General features: G+C 44.7%; 15 protein-coding genes. 1 reads left to right on the forward strand and 14 read right to left on the reverse strand.

Annotation, left to right across the window (positions count from 1 at the left end):
- Positions 1 to 198 precede the first annotated feature (198 nt).
- The 6 genes from serS to lrp all read right to left on the reverse strand — a co-directional run bounded on the left by serS (position 199) and on the right by lrp (position 7,678).
- A complete protein-coding gene (gene serS / locus ACYTPF_RS16350; RefSeq protein ID WP_461852957.1) occupies positions 199 to 1,500 on the reverse strand; it encodes a serine--tRNA ligase in 1,302 nt (433 codons plus the stop codon).
- A gap of 10 nt (positions 1,501 to 1,510) precedes the next feature.
- Positions 1,511 to 1,894, reverse strand: coding sequence for a fluoride efflux transporter CrcB (crcB, locus tag ACYTPF_RS16355; RefSeq protein ID WP_136781676.1), 384 nt, complete (start codon positions 1,892 to 1,894; stop codon positions 1,511 to 1,513).
- Between the two features lie 75 nt (positions 1,895 to 1,969).
- A complete protein-coding gene (locus ACYTPF_RS16360) occupies positions 1,970 to 3,277 on the reverse strand; it encodes a replication-associated recombination protein A (RefSeq protein ID WP_461852958.1) in 1,308 nt (435 codons plus the stop codon).
- Positions 3,264 to 4,061 carry an outer membrane lipoprotein chaperone LolA gene (gene lolA, locus ACYTPF_RS16365; protein ID WP_461852959.1) on the reverse strand — a complete coding sequence of 266 codons (798 nt, stop codon included), beginning with the start codon at positions 4,059 to 4,061 and terminating at the stop codon, positions 3,264 to 3,266. The genes ACYTPF_RS16360 and lolA overlap by 14 nt, the downstream gene beginning before the upstream one ends.
- Before the next feature lie 16 nt (positions 4,062 to 4,077).
- Complete coding sequence (locus tag ACYTPF_RS16370) at positions 4,078 to 6,903, reverse strand: DNA translocase FtsK 4TM domain-containing protein (protein WP_461852960.1); 2,826 nt, start codon at positions 6,901 to 6,903, stop codon at positions 4,078 to 4,080.
- Between the two features lie 289 nt (positions 6,904 to 7,192).
- Complete coding sequence (gene lrp, locus ACYTPF_RS16375; protein WP_179983537.1) at positions 7,193 to 7,678, reverse strand: leucine-responsive transcriptional regulator Lrp; 486 nt, start codon at positions 7,676 to 7,678, stop codon at positions 7,193 to 7,195.
- A gap of 185 nt (positions 7,679 to 7,863) precedes the next feature.
- Between lrp and ald the strand changes: the two genes are divergently transcribed.
- The gene (gene ald, locus ACYTPF_RS16380; RefSeq protein ID WP_179983538.1) at positions 7,864 to 8,997 is read left to right on the forward strand and encodes an alanine dehydrogenase; all 1,134 of its coding nucleotides are present in this window, start codon (positions 7,864 to 7,866) and stop codon (positions 8,995 to 8,997) included.
- 254 nt (positions 8,998 to 9,251) lie between these two features.
- Here ald and pyrF read toward each other — a convergent pair whose 3' ends face one another.
- The 8 genes from pyrF to aroA all read right to left on the reverse strand — a co-directional run bounded on the left by pyrF (position 9,252) and on the right by aroA (position 18,301).
- On the reverse strand, positions 9,252 to 9,950 hold the full coding sequence (gene pyrF / locus ACYTPF_RS16385; RefSeq protein ID WP_461852961.1) for an orotidine-5'-phosphate decarboxylase: 699 nt from the start codon (positions 9,948 to 9,950) through the stop codon (positions 9,252 to 9,254).
- A gap of 6 nt (positions 9,951 to 9,956) precedes the next feature.
- Positions 9,957 to 11,126 carry a lipopolysaccharide assembly protein LapB gene (gene lapB, locus ACYTPF_RS16390; protein WP_179983540.1) on the reverse strand — a complete coding sequence of 390 codons (1,170 nt, stop codon included), beginning with the start codon at positions 11,124 to 11,126 and terminating at the stop codon, positions 9,957 to 9,959.
- Entirely contained in the window at positions 11,126 to 11,383 is a 258-nt protein-coding gene (locus ACYTPF_RS16395; protein WP_179985207.1) for a LapA family protein, read from the reverse strand. The genes lapB and ACYTPF_RS16395 overlap by 1 nt, the downstream gene beginning before the upstream one ends.
- Before the next feature lie 80 nt (positions 11,384 to 11,463).
- Positions 11,464 to 13,806: a PilZ domain-containing protein gene (locus tag ACYTPF_RS16400; RefSeq protein ID WP_461852962.1), complete on the reverse strand. Its 2,343-nt coding sequence runs from the start codon at positions 13,804 to 13,806 to the stop codon at positions 11,464 to 11,466.
- A gap of 202 nt (positions 13,807 to 14,008) precedes the next feature.
- Positions 14,009 to 14,296, reverse strand: coding sequence for an integration host factor subunit beta (ihfB, locus tag ACYTPF_RS16405; RefSeq protein ID WP_014949641.1), 288 nt, complete (start codon positions 14,294 to 14,296; stop codon positions 14,009 to 14,011).
- A gap of 76 nt (positions 14,297 to 14,372) precedes the next feature.
- The gene (gene rpsA / locus ACYTPF_RS16410) at positions 14,373 to 16,043 is read right to left on the reverse strand and encodes a 30S ribosomal protein S1 (protein ID WP_179983542.1); all 1,671 of its coding nucleotides are present in this window, start codon (positions 16,041 to 16,043) and stop codon (positions 14,373 to 14,375) included.
- A gap of 118 nt (positions 16,044 to 16,161) precedes the next feature.
- Positions 16,162 to 16,833, reverse strand: a complete 672-nt coding sequence (gene cmk / locus ACYTPF_RS16415) for a (d)CMP kinase (RefSeq protein ID WP_014976668.1) — start codon at positions 16,831 to 16,833, stop codon at positions 16,162 to 16,164.
- Positions 16,834 to 17,017: 184 nt separating this feature from the next.
- Complete coding sequence (gene aroA / locus ACYTPF_RS16420; RefSeq protein WP_461852963.1) at positions 17,018 to 18,301, reverse strand: 3-phosphoshikimate 1-carboxyvinyltransferase; 1,284 nt, start codon at positions 18,299 to 18,301, stop codon at positions 17,018 to 17,020.
- Position 18,302: the final 1 nt, after the last annotated feature.

An 18,302-nucleotide genomic window follows, 5' to 3' on the forward strand; every position in this document is an offset into this window, starting at 1 on the left:
GCCGCTGTTTATATGAGAAATTTTACGCATCAAATATTTGTACAAATAATGCACAAGCTTGCTTGATAATAGATTCGATGTTCGGGATTAATAGGAGATAGAAAAAATCCGATACCTACTTGCGGTACCGGATTTTTGATATTTAACAGTAATAGAGTTGGCTTAAATTGCCGTGGGTGCTCTATTCACAGGTACTGTCTATGCAGATGTCGCCTTAATCACTTCCTGGCCTGCCATATAAGGCACGAGTGCCTTTGGAATGGTTACGCTACCGTCTGCTTGCTGGTTATTCTCCAGAATAGCTACAAGCGTGCGCCCTACCGCCAAACCAGAGCCGTTCAATGTATGAAGCAGTTCCGTTTTATTCGTTTCAGGATTACGGAATCGAGCCTGCATACGTCGTGCTTGGAAGTCCAGCATGTTAGAACATGATGAAATTTCACGGTAAGTATTTTGTGCAGGTAGCCATACTTCAAGGTCGTAGGTTTTACATGCACCAAAGCCCATGTCACCCGTACATAGCAACACTTTGCGGTAAGGTAGTTCCAACTTTTGCAGAATAACTTCCGCATGGCCAGTAAGTGCTTCTAGCGCGTCGAAGCTATCTTCTGGCTTAACTAGCTGTACCAGTTCTACCTTGTCGAACTGATGCTGACGAATTAGGCCACGAGTATCACGACCGTAAGAGCCGGCTTCTGAACGGAAACAAGGCGTGTGTGCTGTCATTTTCACAGGCAGTGTTTTCGCGTCTAAGATCTCATCGCGCGCAATATTAGTTAGCGGTACTTCTGCCGTTGGGATAAGGCTCAGCCCCTGCCCCTCTTCGGTTGCAGGCTTAGTATGGAATAAATCCTCACCAAACTTAGGCAATTGGCCAGTGCCGTACAAACTGTCCGCATTAACTAAATAAGGCACGTACATCTCTTGGTACCCGTGTTCTTGAGTATGGGTATCAAGCATGAACTGAGCAATAGCACGGTTTAAGCGTGCCATATCGCCGCGCATTACCACGAAACGGCTGCCTGTTAGTTTGCTAGCTGTGGCGAAATCTAAGCCGTTGTTTAAGCCTTCAGCAACGTCTACGTGATCTTTTACTTCAAAATCAAATGTGCGAGGCTCACCCCAACGGGAAATTTCCACGTTGTCGTCTTCATCCTTACCTTCTGGTACAGACTCATCCGGCAAGTTAGGAATACCTTGCGTAAGGGTGTTTATTTCTTCCAGCAGTTCGCTAAGTTCTGCTTTAGCGGCGTCAAGCTCATCACCCAATTTACCCACTTCAGCTAAAAGCGGTGCAATATCTTCGCCCTGCGCCTTAGCTTTACCGATGGATTTACTTCGTACGTTACGCTCGTTTTGCAGATCCTGTGTTCTGGACTGAAGTGTTTTTCTTTTTTCTTCAAGCGAACTGAAAGCTGCTACATCGAGGTTAAAACCACGGGCAGCTAATCGCTTAGCTGTTTGTTCTATATCGCTTCGCAAACACTTTGGATCTAACATGTGTTTCTAATTATCCTTTCATCAATTGAATGGCTAGCCAACCTGCTACTAAGCAAGCGCCAACGTTAAGAAATACATTCGCTGCGGCTTTAAGCCACAACCCGTTTTCTAATAAAGTTAAGGTTTCAACAGAAAATGTTGAGAATGTAGTAAAGGCACCTAATAGGCCTACACCGATGAGAGCACGGTAGGGAGAGTCGCTTAAATCGTGACGTTCAATAATACCGTACAATAATGCGAGTGCAAACGACCCAACCACATTCACCGTTAGTGTACCAAACGGCATGTGTTTTCCAAATAAGGAATCAACGCTTGTGGTAACAAAATAGCGTAAACAGGCGCCAGTCGCCCCGCCTGCGGCAATAAAACAATACAAAGCTAACCCTTGAGGCACGTAAAACTCCCTAGCCCGTTCTTATTATGAACTAATCCATAGTCTTTGAATTAGTGGAGGTGCATGTGTACAACTCTACCTTTTATTATTGCTTCTCGCATTAAGAGAGTCGAGAAATTCCCGTTTGGCTTTAAGCGCTTTTTCTAAACCGCGCTCGTTAGGATTGTATAAGCGAGTTCCGGCAAGGCTTTCTGGTAAGTATGTTTCGCCAGCGGCGAAGGCATTCGGCTCGTTGTGTGCATAGCGATAACCGTCTCCATGACCCAGTTCTTTCATAAGCGACGTAGGCGCATTGCGTAAATGCATGGGTACCGGTGCATCAGAGGTCTTTCGCGCTAACGATTTTGCTTCATTAAACGCCATGTAAACCGCATTACTTTTTGCAGCTAAAGCACAGTAAACGGCGGCTTGTGCGATGGCACGTTCGCCCTCTGCAGGTCCTACACGATGAAATGTATCCCATGCGTTTATGCATAGCTGCATAGCCCTGGGGTCGGCGTTACCAATATCTTCAGACGCGATAGCCAGTAATCGTCTCCCCACGTAAAGTGCATCACCGCCGCCATCCAAAATTCTTGCATACCAGTAAAGTGCAGCGTCAGGGTCTGACCCCCTCACTGATTTATGAAAGGCTGAAATCAAATCGTAGAAGGTATCGCCTTTGTTGTCGTAGCTGGCGACTTTCTCGCCTACCGCATGCTCAACATCGCTAACGGTAATATCGTTAGCACTTGTGAAGTCTGCAGCCAGCTCTAAATAGGTAAGAAGGCGCCGGGCGTCGCCACCGCTTAAATCTATAAGAGCGTTTCTTGCTATGTCTTCAATACCAAGGGCTCTGTCGCCCAGACCTTTTTCACTGTCACTCAGTGCTCTATCAACTAATTCAAACAGAGCGTGTTGTTCAAGTGTTTTTAGTACGTAAACGCGAACACGAGATAACAGCGCTTTGTTTAATTCAAACGACGGGTTCTCTGTCGTTGCGCCAATAAAGGTAACCACACCAGATTCAACAAATGGCAAAAACGCATCTTGCTGGCTTTTGTTGAACCTGTGAACTTCATCTACAAAAAGCAGCGTTCGCTGATTATAGCGGGCGTTCTCTTCAGCTGTGTCCATAGCGGCTCTGATATCTTTAACCCCAGAAGTAACGGCTGAGATCCGCAAAACAGACGCATTAGTGTACTGTGCGATAAGTTCAGCGAGGGTGGTTTTGCCCGTTCCGGGCGGCCCCCACAAGATCATAGAGTGGCAGTGGCCCGCCTCTAACATTTTACGAAGCGGTTTGCCCTCGCCAAGTAAATGTTCCTGTCCGCTGTACTCGTCTATGGTAACTGGGCGCATGCGCGCCGCTAGGGGCGCAAATTCTTGATTAACGCTGGTCATCAACTATGAAGCTATCTGGAATATCAACTGAGAAGGTGTCGGCGGGTACTGGAAAGCGTGTTTCAATATTATTGAACACTAACGTGCTGATTTGCTGTTGCGCATCAAGCATATTAAGCGAAGCGAGTTCATCATCTTGATTGAACGTTAACGTAAGCGTGACAATTTGACCGCCTTCTTCCTTCGGTGTGATTTGATAACTTTGCAAGGCAGGGCCATTGTTGATGTCACTCGTCGCGTTGTTAGCAGATACCCCACTGCTCATTTGGCTAATAGAAAATTTCGACCACGTTGCTTCATCCGTAGAAGTAAGCAAAACAATAGGGTTGTCTTTTATTGCATTCGCTTGGGATATTACCGTTACTTGTTCTACGAAGGTATCTACATTCCACACCGCTTCACCATCGGCTACCAGCAAGGTTTCATCAGGAAACGTGGTTTCCCAACGTAACTTATTTGGGCGGGTCATGGTTAACGTACCCTGGGCCTCGTGCACAATATTTTGCTGCGCGTCCACCACTGTTTGGTCAAAGCCTGCACGAAACTGTTTCATGTCACTTAATAAAGCTTGAAGCGATGAACTGACAGCATCACTTTCGCTAACTGAAGTAGCAGTAGCAACTGTGTCAGCGCTATCGTTGTACACACTCTGAATGTTAGTGGCGTTAAGCTCTACTGAAGCATTTGCAGAGGCCTCTGCTACACCCGCTACGGTTAGTGCGCTTATAGAGAATGCGCTTATAGAAAATGCACTTATAAAATAAACCGAAACTGCTTTATTCATTTATTCAATCCATTCGTTATTCTTTGTGGGGCGGCGGTGCAAGCACCTCACGGTTTCCGTTATGCCCCTGTGCACTTACGACACCACTCATTTCCATTTGTTCAACTAAGCGCGCTGCACGGTTGTAACCAATTCTAAATTTACGCTGCACGCTTGAGACACTGGCACGACGAGTTTCGGTAACAAATGCAACGGCCTCATCGTAGAATGCATCGAATTCTTGGTCTTCGCCCTCGGGCTGCTCACCTGGCAATAATACTTCTGCGGTTGCTTCGCCGTTAAGGATCTCATCAATGTACTCTGGCTCGCCGCGCTTCTGCCAGTCGGCCACTACCGCGTGTACTTCATGATCGTCAACAAACGCTCCGTGAACACGGGTAGGTACTGGGCTTCCCGGTGGAAGATAAAGCATATCACCCATACCTAGTAAGGTTTCTGCGCCTTGTTGGTCGAGTATAGTTCTTGAGTCTATTTTGCTTGATACCTGGAATGCACAACGGGTTGGGATGTTCGCTTTAATCAAACCGGTGATAACGTCTACCGATGGACGCTGTGTAGCAAGAATAAGGTGAATGCCTGCCGCACGGGCTTTTTGGGCAATACGCGCAATAAGCTCTTCAACTTTTTTGCCCACAATCATCATCATGTCGGCAAATTCGTCCACTACCACAACAATAGCCGGAAGTTTTGCTAAGTCTGGCGCTTCGGCATCCATACTTTCTTCGTTTTTCCAAAGCGGATCTTTAATTGGCGTACCATTAGCAATGGCTTCTTCTACCTTAGCGTTATAACCTTTGAGGTTACGCACACCAAGGGCGCTCATTAAGCGATAACGGCGTTCCATTTCACCTACACACCAACGAAGTGCATTGGCGGCCTCTTTCATGTCGGTCACAACCTCAGAAAGCAAGTGCGGTATACCTTCATACACCGAAAGTTCAAGCATCTTAGGGTCTATCATGATCATGCGAACGTCTTCAGGCGTGCTTTTATAAAGCAAACTCAAGATCATTACGTTTACACCCACAGATTTACCTGAACCTGTAGTACCAGCAACTAAAAGGTGAGGCATTTTAGCTAAATCAACCACTACTGGCTGACCAGAGATATCTGCACCCAACACCATGGTTAAAGGCGATTTATTAGACTGGAAGGTATCGCAGCTAATTACTTCACTTAAACGCACCATTTCGCGTTTTTTGTTGGGGAGTTCTAACCCAATAACCGACTTACCTGGAATAACCTCTACTACACGCACAGAAATAGCTGACATTGCACGGGCTAAATCTTTTGATAAACCTGTAATTTTACTCACTTTAACGCCAGGCGCTAGGTCTAGCTCAAAGCGCGTAATTACTGGGCCTGGGTACACACCCACTACAGTGGCTTCAATATTAAAATCAGCAAGCTTTTCTTCCACCAAGCGAGAAATTCCTTCAATCTCTTCTGGTGTTAACGGGTTCTCATGTTTGTCAGCACGTTCTAGCAAATCAAACGACGGCATAGGTGGCAAATCAGGGTCAACCTCATTCGATTTCGCCTTAACAGGTTTAGCACCAAGTGCTGCAGGCGCGAATGCTTGATTGCTTTCTTGGCTCGCTGTTTGTGCCTGTTCTGTTTGTGAATGCGCCTCTTGTGATTGAGGCGTTTTTGCCTGTGCTGCAGGCGCAGGTGTTTCACTAACATTTACGGAAGACGTAGGCTTACTTCCCGTTTCATAAGGCAAGTCTTCGTCAAACTCTTCTAGCTCGTCAAAGTTAATATGTGGGCTTTGCTGAACCTGAGGCTCACTTCGAGTATTTTCACTTTCTGACGACACTGGCTCATCTTGGTTAGAATTACCTAAACCTGATTTATCTTTAAAGCTACCCGTTACCGCATTACGCATACCTGATAGCGAAAATGCTGACTTCTTCGTCTCAGGTTCACTTTCGCCAGCGTTTGAAAGTGCTTCATCGCTTCGTAAGTTTTCGCTATCTTGTGTCGACTTACCTTCAGCTTGTGCGTTATCGCCGCCATCATAAGTATAGAACGGTGGCTCATTATTAAGCTCATCAATACCGAAAGAGGGTTCATTGCGAGTCGAAGTTGCTCTCTGCGTAGGCGTTTGCGGTTGCTGTGACTGTTCTTGAACTTGTGCGGAAGAAGCTAAGGGTTCTGCTCGCATACTAGTAATATCCAGCTCGGAAGTATCGGTGCTTTCTTGATTTGATGATTTGTTGGCCAACGCCAGACGGGGCATTTCAAGTGCCAATAAACTTTGTGGTGCAGACAGGGTTTTACGCCCCAACCACAGCGTTCCTTCTCCCAACCTGTCAATAATAGTAAGCCAGCTAATACCTGTTAATAACGTAAAGCCCGTACAGAAAAAGCAAAGCAGCAATAGGATAGTACCGGCAGTATTAAAGTACGGTATAAGCGCTGAACTAATCACATCACCAACAAAGCCGCCTGCTGAAAAGTTGTATATATCATCAAAATTGATGCTGGCGATGCCCGTTGCGCCGAGGGCCATTAATAACCCACCGATAATTCTCAACCCGATGGTGAGGTAGTCGAATTCGTCCAATTCTTTAATGTGCTGAAAAAGGAACCACCCTAAAAATGCAGAGCCAAATGGGAGCAAATAAGCAAGGAAACCAAACGAAAATAGCAATAAGTCTGCAACCCATGCCCCAGTCGCGCCAACCCAATTGTGAATGTCTAATTGTAAACCAGCCTGACTCCAACCTGGATCACCTGGATGAAAAGATACTAGTGCCAGCAATAAGAAAAAGGCGAAAACACAGGCGATAATCATGCCTGCTTCCCACACTCGCTGAACCCCTGTTAATCGCGCCATAACCCTAAAGAACCTTCAATTTCTATCGCATGTAGTTTTATATCGACTAATAGTCTTAGTCTATACGTACTATCTTTGCGCTAAACGCCACAAAGAGCTTAGCGAACTCTTTGCAATCCCTACATAATTATTATTTAAGTAATTTGGTAAGTAGCTGAACCTAGTGATAAAACTATCGGTATGCTCCCCTACCCTATTGTATGTGAACCGCAACAATCCTTTCGTTGCACACAAACACTGTATTTTTGCACAGCCTACCATAAAAACCCACTATTGAGCCATGGTTTCATTACTTCAAATTAATGCGTAATGATGATGTGCTTTTTACTTCTTCCATCACAACATATGTCCGCGACTCACTTACCCCCGGTAAACGCAACAATGTATCACCCAACAGTTTTCTATAACTGCCCATATCCGCAACACGCGCTTTTAATAAGAAGTCGAAATCACCAGAGACCAAGTGACACTCTTGAATATCGTCATGTAGTTTTACCGCAGCAGAAAATTCTGCAAAGATATCCACCGATGTTTTGGTTAATGTAATCTCAACGAACACGAGCATAGCAGCGCCAAGCTTTTCTGGGTCAACTAAGGCGTGGTAGCCTTTTATATAGCCCTGAGCCTCTAATCTCTTGACTCTCTCTAAGCAAGGGCTTGGGCTTAAGCCGACTTCTTTAGCAAGTTCGACATTAGATATACGCCCGTTTTTCTGCAGTTGCACCAGTATATTCCTGTCTATTCGGTCAAGGTGTTTAGGCGTCTTCACTAACATATAAAATACCTCACAAGTTATCTTTCAAAGAATTATATGCCACACAAGCCCATTATTCAGCAGATAGTTCGTTTTTTTATGGCGTATACTCGCTAAGTATGTTTACGGGCTTTCAAGACCGATTGCTACGAAACAAAGTTCAACCAGAGCCACATAGAAGCTCGTTATTAAATTGAGGACGATACATGTTAGTTGGTGTACCAAAAGAAATTAAGAACCACGAATATCGTGTTGGCTTGACGCCAGCAGCAGTAAAAGAATTTGTTACTCACGGTCATAGTGTTCTTGTTGAAACTAATGCTGGTGATGCTATCGGTTTCACTGACGAAATGTATGTAGATGCTGGTGCTGCGATTGCACCTACTGCTGAGCAAGTGTTTGCTGAAGCGGAAATGATTGTAAAAGTGAAAGAGCCTCAACCAAACGAATGTAAAATGCTTCGTAAGGGACAAACGCTTTATACTTACCTTCATTTAGCCCCAGATCCTACTCAAACTAAGTTATTAGTTGAGTCAGGCGCTACCTGCATTGCTTATGAAACAGTAACTGACGACCGTGGTGGACTTCCATTACTTGCACCAATGAGTGAAGTAGCGGGACGGATGTCAGTGCAAGCGGGCGCGCATTATCTAGAAAAAGCGCATGGCGGCAGCGGCACCCTTCTTGGTGGTGTACCTGGCGTAGCACCAGGCAAAGTTCTGGTAATTGGTGGTGGTGTCGTAGGAACTAACGCAGCGAAAATGGCACTTGGCCTTGGCGCTGATGTAACTATTTTAGACCGTTCACTTCCGCGTCTTCGCCAGCTTGATGATATCTTTAATGGCCAAGTTAAAACAGTTTACTCTACCGTTGATGCAATCGAGCAATACTCTTCTGAAGCAGACCTTGTTGTTGGTGCAGTACTTATTCCTGGCGCAGCAGCACCTAAACTACTTACTCGTGAACAAATTAAAGCGATGAAGCCGGGCTCTGTGCTTGTAGATGTTGCTATTGACCAAGGTGGCTGTTTTGAAACGTCTAAAGCCACTACGCACCAAGACCCAGTTTACGTTGTTGATGACGTAGTTCACTACTGTGTAGCTAACATGCCAGGCGGTGTTGCACGTACTTCTACTATGGCGCTTAACAATGCGACCTTGCCATTTGGTTTGGCTCTGGCAAATAAAGGCCCAGCCAAAGCTATGTTAGAAGACAAGCACTTACTAAACGGCTTGAACGTTCACGAAGGTAAAGTAACCTATAAAGCGGTTGTTGATGCACTAGGTGAAGAACTAGGTTTAACCTATACGCCAGCTGAAGTAGCGCTTAAAGGCGAATAAGATTTTTCGATTATTCCCAGAGCGTTCGAGCGCTTTGGTGAATAAAAAGCCTTAGATAATGGCATAAGAAAAAAAGCTCGGTATGTGAATACCACATCCGAGCTTTTTTGTATCTGTTCACTTAGTGACGAGATAAACTTAACTTTTATTGCTTGAACGCTTTGATTCCAAGTTATCCTGGTAGCGCTTTCAGTGCGTAACTCACCCTGTATCAAGCCAAATAACTAAGCATACAAAAGGTTTCTTAAGTCGCGCTAACCGTTTATAGAAGTGTTTACAGCTTTTAATACAGCAATCGGGTCATCTGCTTTGGTGATAGGCCGCCCCATTACCAAATAACTCACGCCCGCTTTCATTGCATCAGGTGGGGTCATTACACGTTTTTGATCGCCGGCGTCTGCGCCTACTGGACGAATACCTGGCGTAACTAACAAAAAGTTCTCACTGTGTTTTTCGCGCAACGCACTGGCTTCTTGCGCTGAACAGACGATGCCATCTAACCCTGCTTTTTCTGTTAGCGCTGCTAAGCGCAATACTTGTTGTTCAGGTGTTACACCGCTTACCACATCTGCAAGCTGTGCCTCGTCCATGCTGGTAAGTACGGTAACCGCAATAAGCTTAGTTTTAGGATTACTGCTTGTTGCAATGGCTTCCTTCGCCGCTTGCATCATAGGTAGGCCGCCCGAAGCATGTACGTTTACCATCCATACACCCAGTTCCGCCGCTGCTTTGCACGCTTTCGCAACCGTATTTGGAATATCGTGGAATTTTAAATCTAGGAAAACATCAAAACCTTTGGCAATAAGCGCTTTTACAAATTCCGGCCCGAATAAGGTGAACATCTCCTTGCCCACTTTTAGCTTGCACAAGCTTGAATCTAATTTGTCAACAAACGCCAATGCAGTGTCTTTATTGTCATAGTCTAATGCAACAATAACGCGTGGGTCATGCATGTTCTTTTATTCTCCGTCTAGCCCTTTGATAGGTTTTACTACGCCCCACTTTTTACAGCTAGGGCATAACCAATATAATTTTCGTCCAGAAAAGCCACAGCTGCCACAGCGATATTTAGGGCGCTGCAACATTTGCTTTTCTACTAACTCTTTAAGTAAACGTAAGCTATCAGCCGTGGTTTTATCTGAAAGCTGGTCAATATAAAGCCCCATAAGGGTTTTAAAGCCGCGCATGGTTGGACGTTTTCGAAGCTGTTCTAATAGGTATTCTGCGGCTTGCGCTGTTTCACCGCGTTTCATCAAAACATCAACCATGGCCAGGTAAGATGTAGCGCACTCTTGCCAGTGAGCTTCTAAGTTTTTCTGGAAACTATCCCAGTCGTCGGTTTCTTCGGCAATTTTTTCAAGGCTTGGTACGGCTTCGCTGAACCAATTAATATCGCGCTCTGCGACTTGCGTAAAATAGGCATTCGCGTCAGTGAAGCGTTTTTGATTAAGCGCTATATCACCTAACATTAGCCACGGTCTAACCGCATGCTCATCTGCATTAACTGCTTTCTGTAACAGGGTTAACGCTGCTCCCTGACTCTCGTTCTTTAACTCAACGGCTGCTTGCTCACAATAAAAGTGGGCAAGGCGTTCGCACAGTTCATCATTATCGCCATGACACTGCACCATGCGCTCAGCTAATTCTATCGCTCTTTCCCATTCTTTCGTGGTTTGATAGATGCTAAACAGCTGCTGCTGAGCAACTAGGTAATGTTTTTCACTGTTTAAAAGTTGAAGAAATGCGTTTTCTGCGCGCTCTAAGAAGCCCGCTTGCGTGTAGTCGTGACCGAGTTCTCGAAGCGCATTTTCTCTTTGCGCTGGTTGTAGTTCGTCGCGACTAACCAAGTTTTGATGAACTTTAATAGCCCGGTCTATTTCCCCGCGATGACGGAAAAAACTGCCCATTGCAATATGGGTTTCAACCGTGTCGCTATTCACGTTAATCATTTTGATTAACGTATCAACGGCCTTATCCGGCTGGTCTGAAAGAAGGAAGTTCAGGCCTTTATAATAATGCTTAGATAGGATGCTTGACTGTTTTCGCTGCGCTTGACGGACACTATTGCGCCCCATTATCCAACCATACCCTGCCGCAACAGGTAAAAGTAGAAACAGCAGTTCGAGCATTAGTGGTCTTGTTCCAAACTCTGTATTTTCGATTTAGCAGACATCAACTGAACCCGTAATTTAAGCCAGCTCATAAGCATTATTAATATTCCTATGCCCACGCCTATAGACAGCGTTATCGCTATTAACGTTGATAAACGCAAATTCGCCTGAGCAATTAAATAATTAACTGTTACTTGCGCTTCATTTTGAGAGCCAATAACAAACGCGATGGCAAGAAGCACCAAAATGATGAGAAACGTTAGGATCCCTTTCAACACTCAACCCTTTTTTATTGATTTATTTACAAGAATAGCAAAATGCGAAAAGAGATAACACAAAAAGCGTATTGGAAATTTTAAGCCGCGCCTTCACCGTCGAGTTCATGGCGCTGGGGTTTTGCTATCAGGTTTTCTACCACTAAGTCATGATGAAGTGCCGACATATTTGTTATAAAAATGCAGTGTGTGTAGCCCGCCTGCATGGTTTCAAGCTTGTCATACATGGCTTTGTCTAGCTTAGAAAGCTGTGCTAGTCGCTTTTTGGTTAACGGCGTAATAGCTCCGTGACAGCGTACTGCGGTAACGTCAGTAGCACTTAGCTGAATTTTTTCCTCATCCAACTGAGTTTTGATTTGTGTGCGAAGTTTAGAGAACAAGAAGTCTCGTTCTTTGATGTACACTAAACGGCTGTCGCTCTTTCTCACACAATGGACTACTAATGCTTGTTCAGAGGTTTCTTTAAACATGGCTTCTAATATTTGGGATTTAGGCTTTGCCTGGCCCTTGTCTGCAAAGAAACCATGAAGCGGTATAATATTTTGTGTACGAGAAAAAGGATATAGATCGTCAGATGCGTCGCTCTGATAAACGGTTTTTAGCCTATCGAGCGTAAACCTATTCATTACGCAAAGTACCGATAACGAAGGCATGTGCCTTACTGCAAGCTCCCAAATGTAACGATGTGTGGAACGTTGAATACGCGCAATATCTCTTACTTTGAAATAAGCGGTATTCTCTTCAACCATATGATCGACGTTAGAGCTCACTTTAGCTTTACGTGTGTCTTCTACAAGGCACAGCCTGACCACGCCGGTTTCAGCTTGGTAGTGTACAACTTTATATTTTTCGCCTTTAATTTTCAGTTCCGGTACAGAAACCCGAATTTCTTTTTGAAGGTCGCTGTGTGGTGCTACCGTCAATTTCATACCGCTGGCGCTTAAATCGGCCACTCGCGCGTCAAGAGACGTAAGCAGGCCTACTTTAATGGAAGCTGGTTTGTCTATAACGTAGCGGGTTTCGCTCCGTCTATCTAAGTCTTCTTCCATGACATAATCTATGCGCCAATTATTACCGCTGGCTTTCAACGTTTTCGACAAAGGCTTAAAGTCACATTTTGCAGAAAGCGTTAAATTTGTGAGGTAGGCGGAGACATCTTTGCAGTATAAAACGTGGGAAACCTGAGCAAGCTGCTCAAAATCCTTACTGGCAATATCGTGAATAGCAAAGGCCTTTTGCTTATCTTCACGAGTTACACTATCTAAGCGACAGTGGGTACATATAAAGTCTTCACTTTTTGCAAGCAAGTATACAAGTGCATTAAGTTGCTTAAGTTCAAGTAGCTGCCTGTGCGTAGCGGTTATCTGTACGTTACCATTTTTGGTTTTAATATTGCCATGAAATACATAAGCTTCGTTGTACTTACGCAGTTCATCAACTAACGTGGCGAAAATAGGCTTATCTTGCAAACTTGCCAGTAGTTTTTCTGCATCATTGTGTTCAACATTTGCCTTAGTAAAAAGTGCAATTATAGGTTTGAGCGATTGCTTTTCAGGTGCAAGAAAAACAGGGAGCCACGGGCTATTTTCTAGAATACGGTCACGCTCGAGCTCTTGCATAGCACGCTCTATTTCTAGGTCACGTTGTAGCGGTTGCTTGTATGAAGTTACTGCTACATAGCGTTTTAGTGTTGCAAGAAAGCTCTTATCGACGTCGTCTATAAAGTTAAAGGTCGTTTCGTATTTTCCCAAATGCTTGTTGTATTTAACAGACTCTAATTCGAGCGTAATTTCAGTGGGTTCTTTAGTCAGGCCTTTAACTTCTGGGATAGTGAAAGTAATAATATCGCCAGTGGATGCATTGGGGGGCCTTTTTGTCTCCAGAGCAATACCTCGATGCGACATAGAGCTTATGGAGCAATGGCGACCTTTCTCAAATTCAGGTGAAGACAAAGTAAAGTTTGGGCGAATGGCAATGTCATCGCCAAAGTCGATATCGGTAAATGACTGACTCTCGACATTAAACGCGTCAACAATTTTTTTAAACTGTTCTTTTTTTATTTGGTTTTGGTAGAAGTCTGAGTTCATTACTGACTCAAACACACCTACAGTATACCTGTCTTGATAGAGTGACGTTTCGTTTTTAAGGATTTGCGCCCCTACCTTATCAAGACGCATTTGCACACCGAAGTGCTTAAATTTCATGACTGGAAACTGAGCAAAAGCAGAATTGTCGGCAGGTGCATCAGTCAGTGATGTTAATCGTACCACCTCTTCTTTCACGACCTTTCGGACACTACTAGGCAGACGCTTCGAAAACTTATTAATTCCTTCCAACAATCTATTTTGTTGTTCGTATGGAATTAACGCGCGAATGAGCGGCTGGTACTGTTTTATTATTGCTTGTTCATCGCCGGCTGACATTACTTCTATGTATACCGTTTATTATTATTTGAATAATATATAACCCTACTTTAGCCGGGGTCAATAGGTATAAAAATTTAAACGAATGTATATTGGGATATTCGTGATTTAGAGATGGGAGGTAGAGCAAAAATAGTGAAGTCGTGACCAAGGTTAATCGACAGGCACAAAAAAGCCGCTTTACAGCGGCTTTTAAAATGCATTATGCGATTGAGGCGTCTACCCTTTCGCGAAGCTCTTTACCAGGCTTAAAGTGCGGCACATATTTACCGTCTAGTTTCACTGTTTCACCCGTTTTAGGGTTTCTACCTACGCGTGGAGCGCGATAGTGAAGAGAGAAACTGCCAAAGCCTCTGATTTCAATACGCTCGCCCTTCTGAAGGGTTTGCGCCATTTGCTCTAGAAGCTCTTTAATTGCCAGTTCGAGTTCTTTCGCCGGAATATGACGCGCTTGATCCGCGAGCCGTTCAATTAATTCAGACTTGGTCATGTTTAACCTCATTGTCAATATTATTGTTTAAACAGCTATCGCGAATTGGGTGTGCAAATGCACACCCACAAAAGCATTATTCGCCTTTAGCAGCTTTAAATGCTTCTGCCATCGCGTTAGCGAAACCAACATCTTCTTGCTGGTTAACTTTATCGATAGCTTCTTTTTCGTCAGCCTGATCTTTCGCTTTAACAGATAGGTTAACAGTGCGGTTCTTACGGTCAACGCCCATGAACTTCGCTTCGATGCTATCACCAACGCTTGCTACTTCAGTTGCGTCTTCAACACGCTCTACAGCAAGATCTGCAACGCGGATGTAGCCGTCAACTTCTTCAGCTAGGTTTACAGTAACGCCTTTCGCATCAACTGCTGTTACTGTACCAGTAACGATAGCACCTTTTTTGTTATCTGTCAGATACTTGTTGAAAGGATCTTCTTCGATTTGCTTAACGCCAAGAGAAATACGCTCACGCTCTGGGTCGACTTGTAGTACAACAGCAGAGATTTCGTCGCCTTTCTTGTAGTCGCGAACCGCGTCTTCACCAGACTTGTTCCAGCTGATGTCAGAAAGGTGAACTAGACCGTCGATGCCGCCGTCAAGACCGATGAAGATACCAAAGTCAGTGATTGACTTGATCTTACCAGAAACTTTGTCACCTTTTTCGTGTGACTCAGCAAATGTTTCCCAAGGGTTAGCAATGCACTGCTTAAGACCTAGAGAAATACGACGACGCTCTTCGTCAATTTCAAGAACCATTACATCTACGGTGTCACCTAGGTTAACAACTTTAGATGGGTGGATGTTCTTGTTAGTCCAGTCCATTTCAGAAACGTGTACAAGACCTTCAACGCCGTCTTCAATTTCAACGAAGCAGCCGTAGTCAGTAAGGTTAGTAACCTGACCTGTGATCTTAGTACCTTCTGGGTAACGAGACGCAATTTCTTGCCATGGATCGTTGCCCATTTGCTTCATACCAAGAGAAACGCGCTGCTTCTCTTTGTCGAACTTAAGTACTTTAACGTTGATTTCGTCACCAACATTCACGATTTCACTTGGGTGCTTAACGCGCTTCCAAGCCATATCAGTGATGTGTAGAAGACCGTCTACGCCACCAAGGTCAACGAACGCACCGTAATCGGTAAGGTTCTTAACGATACCCTTGATTTCGTGACCTTCTTCAAGGTTAGCAAGAAGCGTTTCGCGCTCTGCGCTGCTTTCTGCTTCGATAACTGCACGACGAGAAACAACAACGTTGTTACGCTTAGCGTCTAGCTTGATTACTTTAAACTCAAGCTCTTTGCCTTCAAGGTGTGTAGTGTCACGTACTGGACGTACGTCAACAAGAGAACCAGGAAGGAACGCGCGTACACTGTTAACTTCAACAGTGAAACCGCCTTTAACTTTACCGTTGATAACGCCTTTAATTGTAGCTTTATCTTCGTAAGCTTTTTCCAGCTCAACCCAAGCTTCGTGACGCTTCGCTTTTTCACGAGAAAGGATAGTTTCACCGAAACCATCTTCAACTGCATCTAGTGCAACGTCTACTTGGTCACCGATAGCGATTTCTAGTTCGCCTTCAGCATTTTTAAATTGGTCAGCTGGGATAGCACTTTCTGATTTCAAGCCTGCATCAACAAGAACGATGTCTTTGTCGATAGAAACAACAGTACCTTTTACAATTGAACCAGGACGTGTTTCTAGTTCTTGTAAGCTCTCTTCAAAAAGTTGTGCAAAATTTTCAGTCATAAGTCTCAAATAACTTTTAAGTTGATATCCACGCTTCTTATCCGGATAACGCGGGGTTATTAAATTTAGTCGCCACTTCCTGTAGCAACACTGCTTTGGATGCGATCAGCTCTCGTCATTAAAGGCGTGAGGAAATAATATCCATCGCTTTTTCAAAGACTTGGTCAATATCCAAGTCCGTTGAATCTATAATTACTGCATCTTGTGCCGGTACCAAAGGAGCCACCGCACGTTGTGTATCGCGCTCGTCTCTTGCCTTGATATCGGTTAAAAGGCGCGCAATATTAACATCCATGCCCTTTGCTTTCAACTGGCTATAGCGGCGTTCAGCGCGGGCCTCTGCGCTAGCTGTAAGGAAAATCTTTACAGGCGCATCAGGAAATACCACGGTACCCATGTCGCGACCATCGGCAACAAGACCTGGATCTTGTTGGAAAGCGCGCTGTCTGCGAAGTAACGCTTCGCGAACACGAGGTAATGCTGCAACTTTTGATGCCACAGCGCCAACTTCTTCAGTGCGAATATCGTCAGTAACGTCTTCGCCTTCTAAGATAATGCGAGTGGTATCGCCATTCGTCTCGAAACTAACATCAAGACCGGTTGCTAGAGGAACAACACATTCTTCATCATCACACGGAAGGTCGTGGTGAAGTGCAGCAACTGCTAATACGCGGTAAATTGCACCGCTATCTAGAAAGTGCCACCCTAATTTTTTTGCCAGCAAGCTACTTAATGTACCTTTGCCTGCACCACTAGGACCGTCAACCGTGACTACGGGTGTGGAATGCATACCTGCTCCATCGTTTAAATTACTAAAAATCGCGCGCAATTATACGCTTTAGTGAGAGATAAGCAATGCCGCCTCTTAGTGACGGCATTGTACATTAGGATAAATCTGATTCAGATCAACGAAGCAACTAAAGAGTTAACCTACGTAGCCCTTTATTAACCTGTGACTTATTTATACAAGGCTTTTACGCGCTATATAAAGTTTTAAAGCGGGTAAAATAGTCGGGGAAGGTTTTACGTGTACAACCTGGGTCGTTAATTGTTACCGGAGTATCGCTTAATGCAACTAGAGAAAAGCACATTGCAATACGGTGGTCGTTATACGTATCTATTTCAGCATGTTTTAGTGAATCAGTTGGCCACACTTTTATGTAGTCGTGCCCTTCTTCTACTTTCGCACCTAGCTTTTGAAGCTCGGCCGCCATAGCCGCAAGTCGGTCTGTTTCTTTAACACGCCAGTTATAGATGTTAGTCATGGTCGTTGGACCTTCAGCAAACAGCGCTGTAGTAGCAATGGTCATGGCAGCATCCGGAATATGGTTCATATCCATGTTTACGCCTTTAAGTGGCGCACCGGTTATTTCAACAAACTCATCATTCCATACTACCTTTGCACCCATAGCTTCTAGCACGTCAGCAAAGCGGATGTCGCCTTGAATACTTTTCTGCCCAATTCCGGTTACGCGTACCGTTCCGCCTTTAATGGCGCCGGCTGCAAGGAAGTAAGATGCCGAAGAAGCATCGCCTTCTACCATAAATTTACCTGGCGCAACGTACTTGGCGTTGCCAGAAACCGTAAACGTCTGGTAGTTGTCGTTTTCTACAGTAACGCCAAACTTTTCCATGGTATCTAACGTGATATCGATATAGGGTTTAGAGACCAACTCACCTTTTATACGAATAGTCACATCACCTGAAAATAATGGCGCAGCCATTAAAAGCGCGGTTAGAAATTGACTAGACACGCTGCCATCAACCGACATTTCGCCACCGTTTAATGTCTTACCTTTAATTTGAAGCGGAGGGTAGCCTTCATTTTTAAGGTAGGTGACGTCAGCATCTGCTTCGCGTAGCGCATCAACTAAATCGCCTATTGGGCGCTCTTCCATTCGCGGTTCACCCGTTAACACGGTATCCACGTTACTCGCGGCAAGTGCTGCGCATAAAGGACGCATTGCTGTACCTGCATTACCTAAGAAAAGCTCAAGTGGTTCAGCCACCTCAAATGCGCCACCATTGCCTTGCACAACGCATTGAGTTTTATCTTCGCTTAAGCGATAGCTAACACCTAACTTTGTTAGTGCATTGAGCATATGCTCTATATCTTCGCTATCAAGCAAGTTCGTTAGTTCAGTTTCGCCTTGTGCTAACGCAGCAAGCAACAGTGCGCGATTAGACAGACTTTTTGAGCCAGGTACATTGACCTCTCCCGATACTTTTGCAATCGGGTCTAATGTTAACTGCTCCATT

It is taken from the genome of Alteromonas sp. HB246098 (assembly GCF_054890645.1).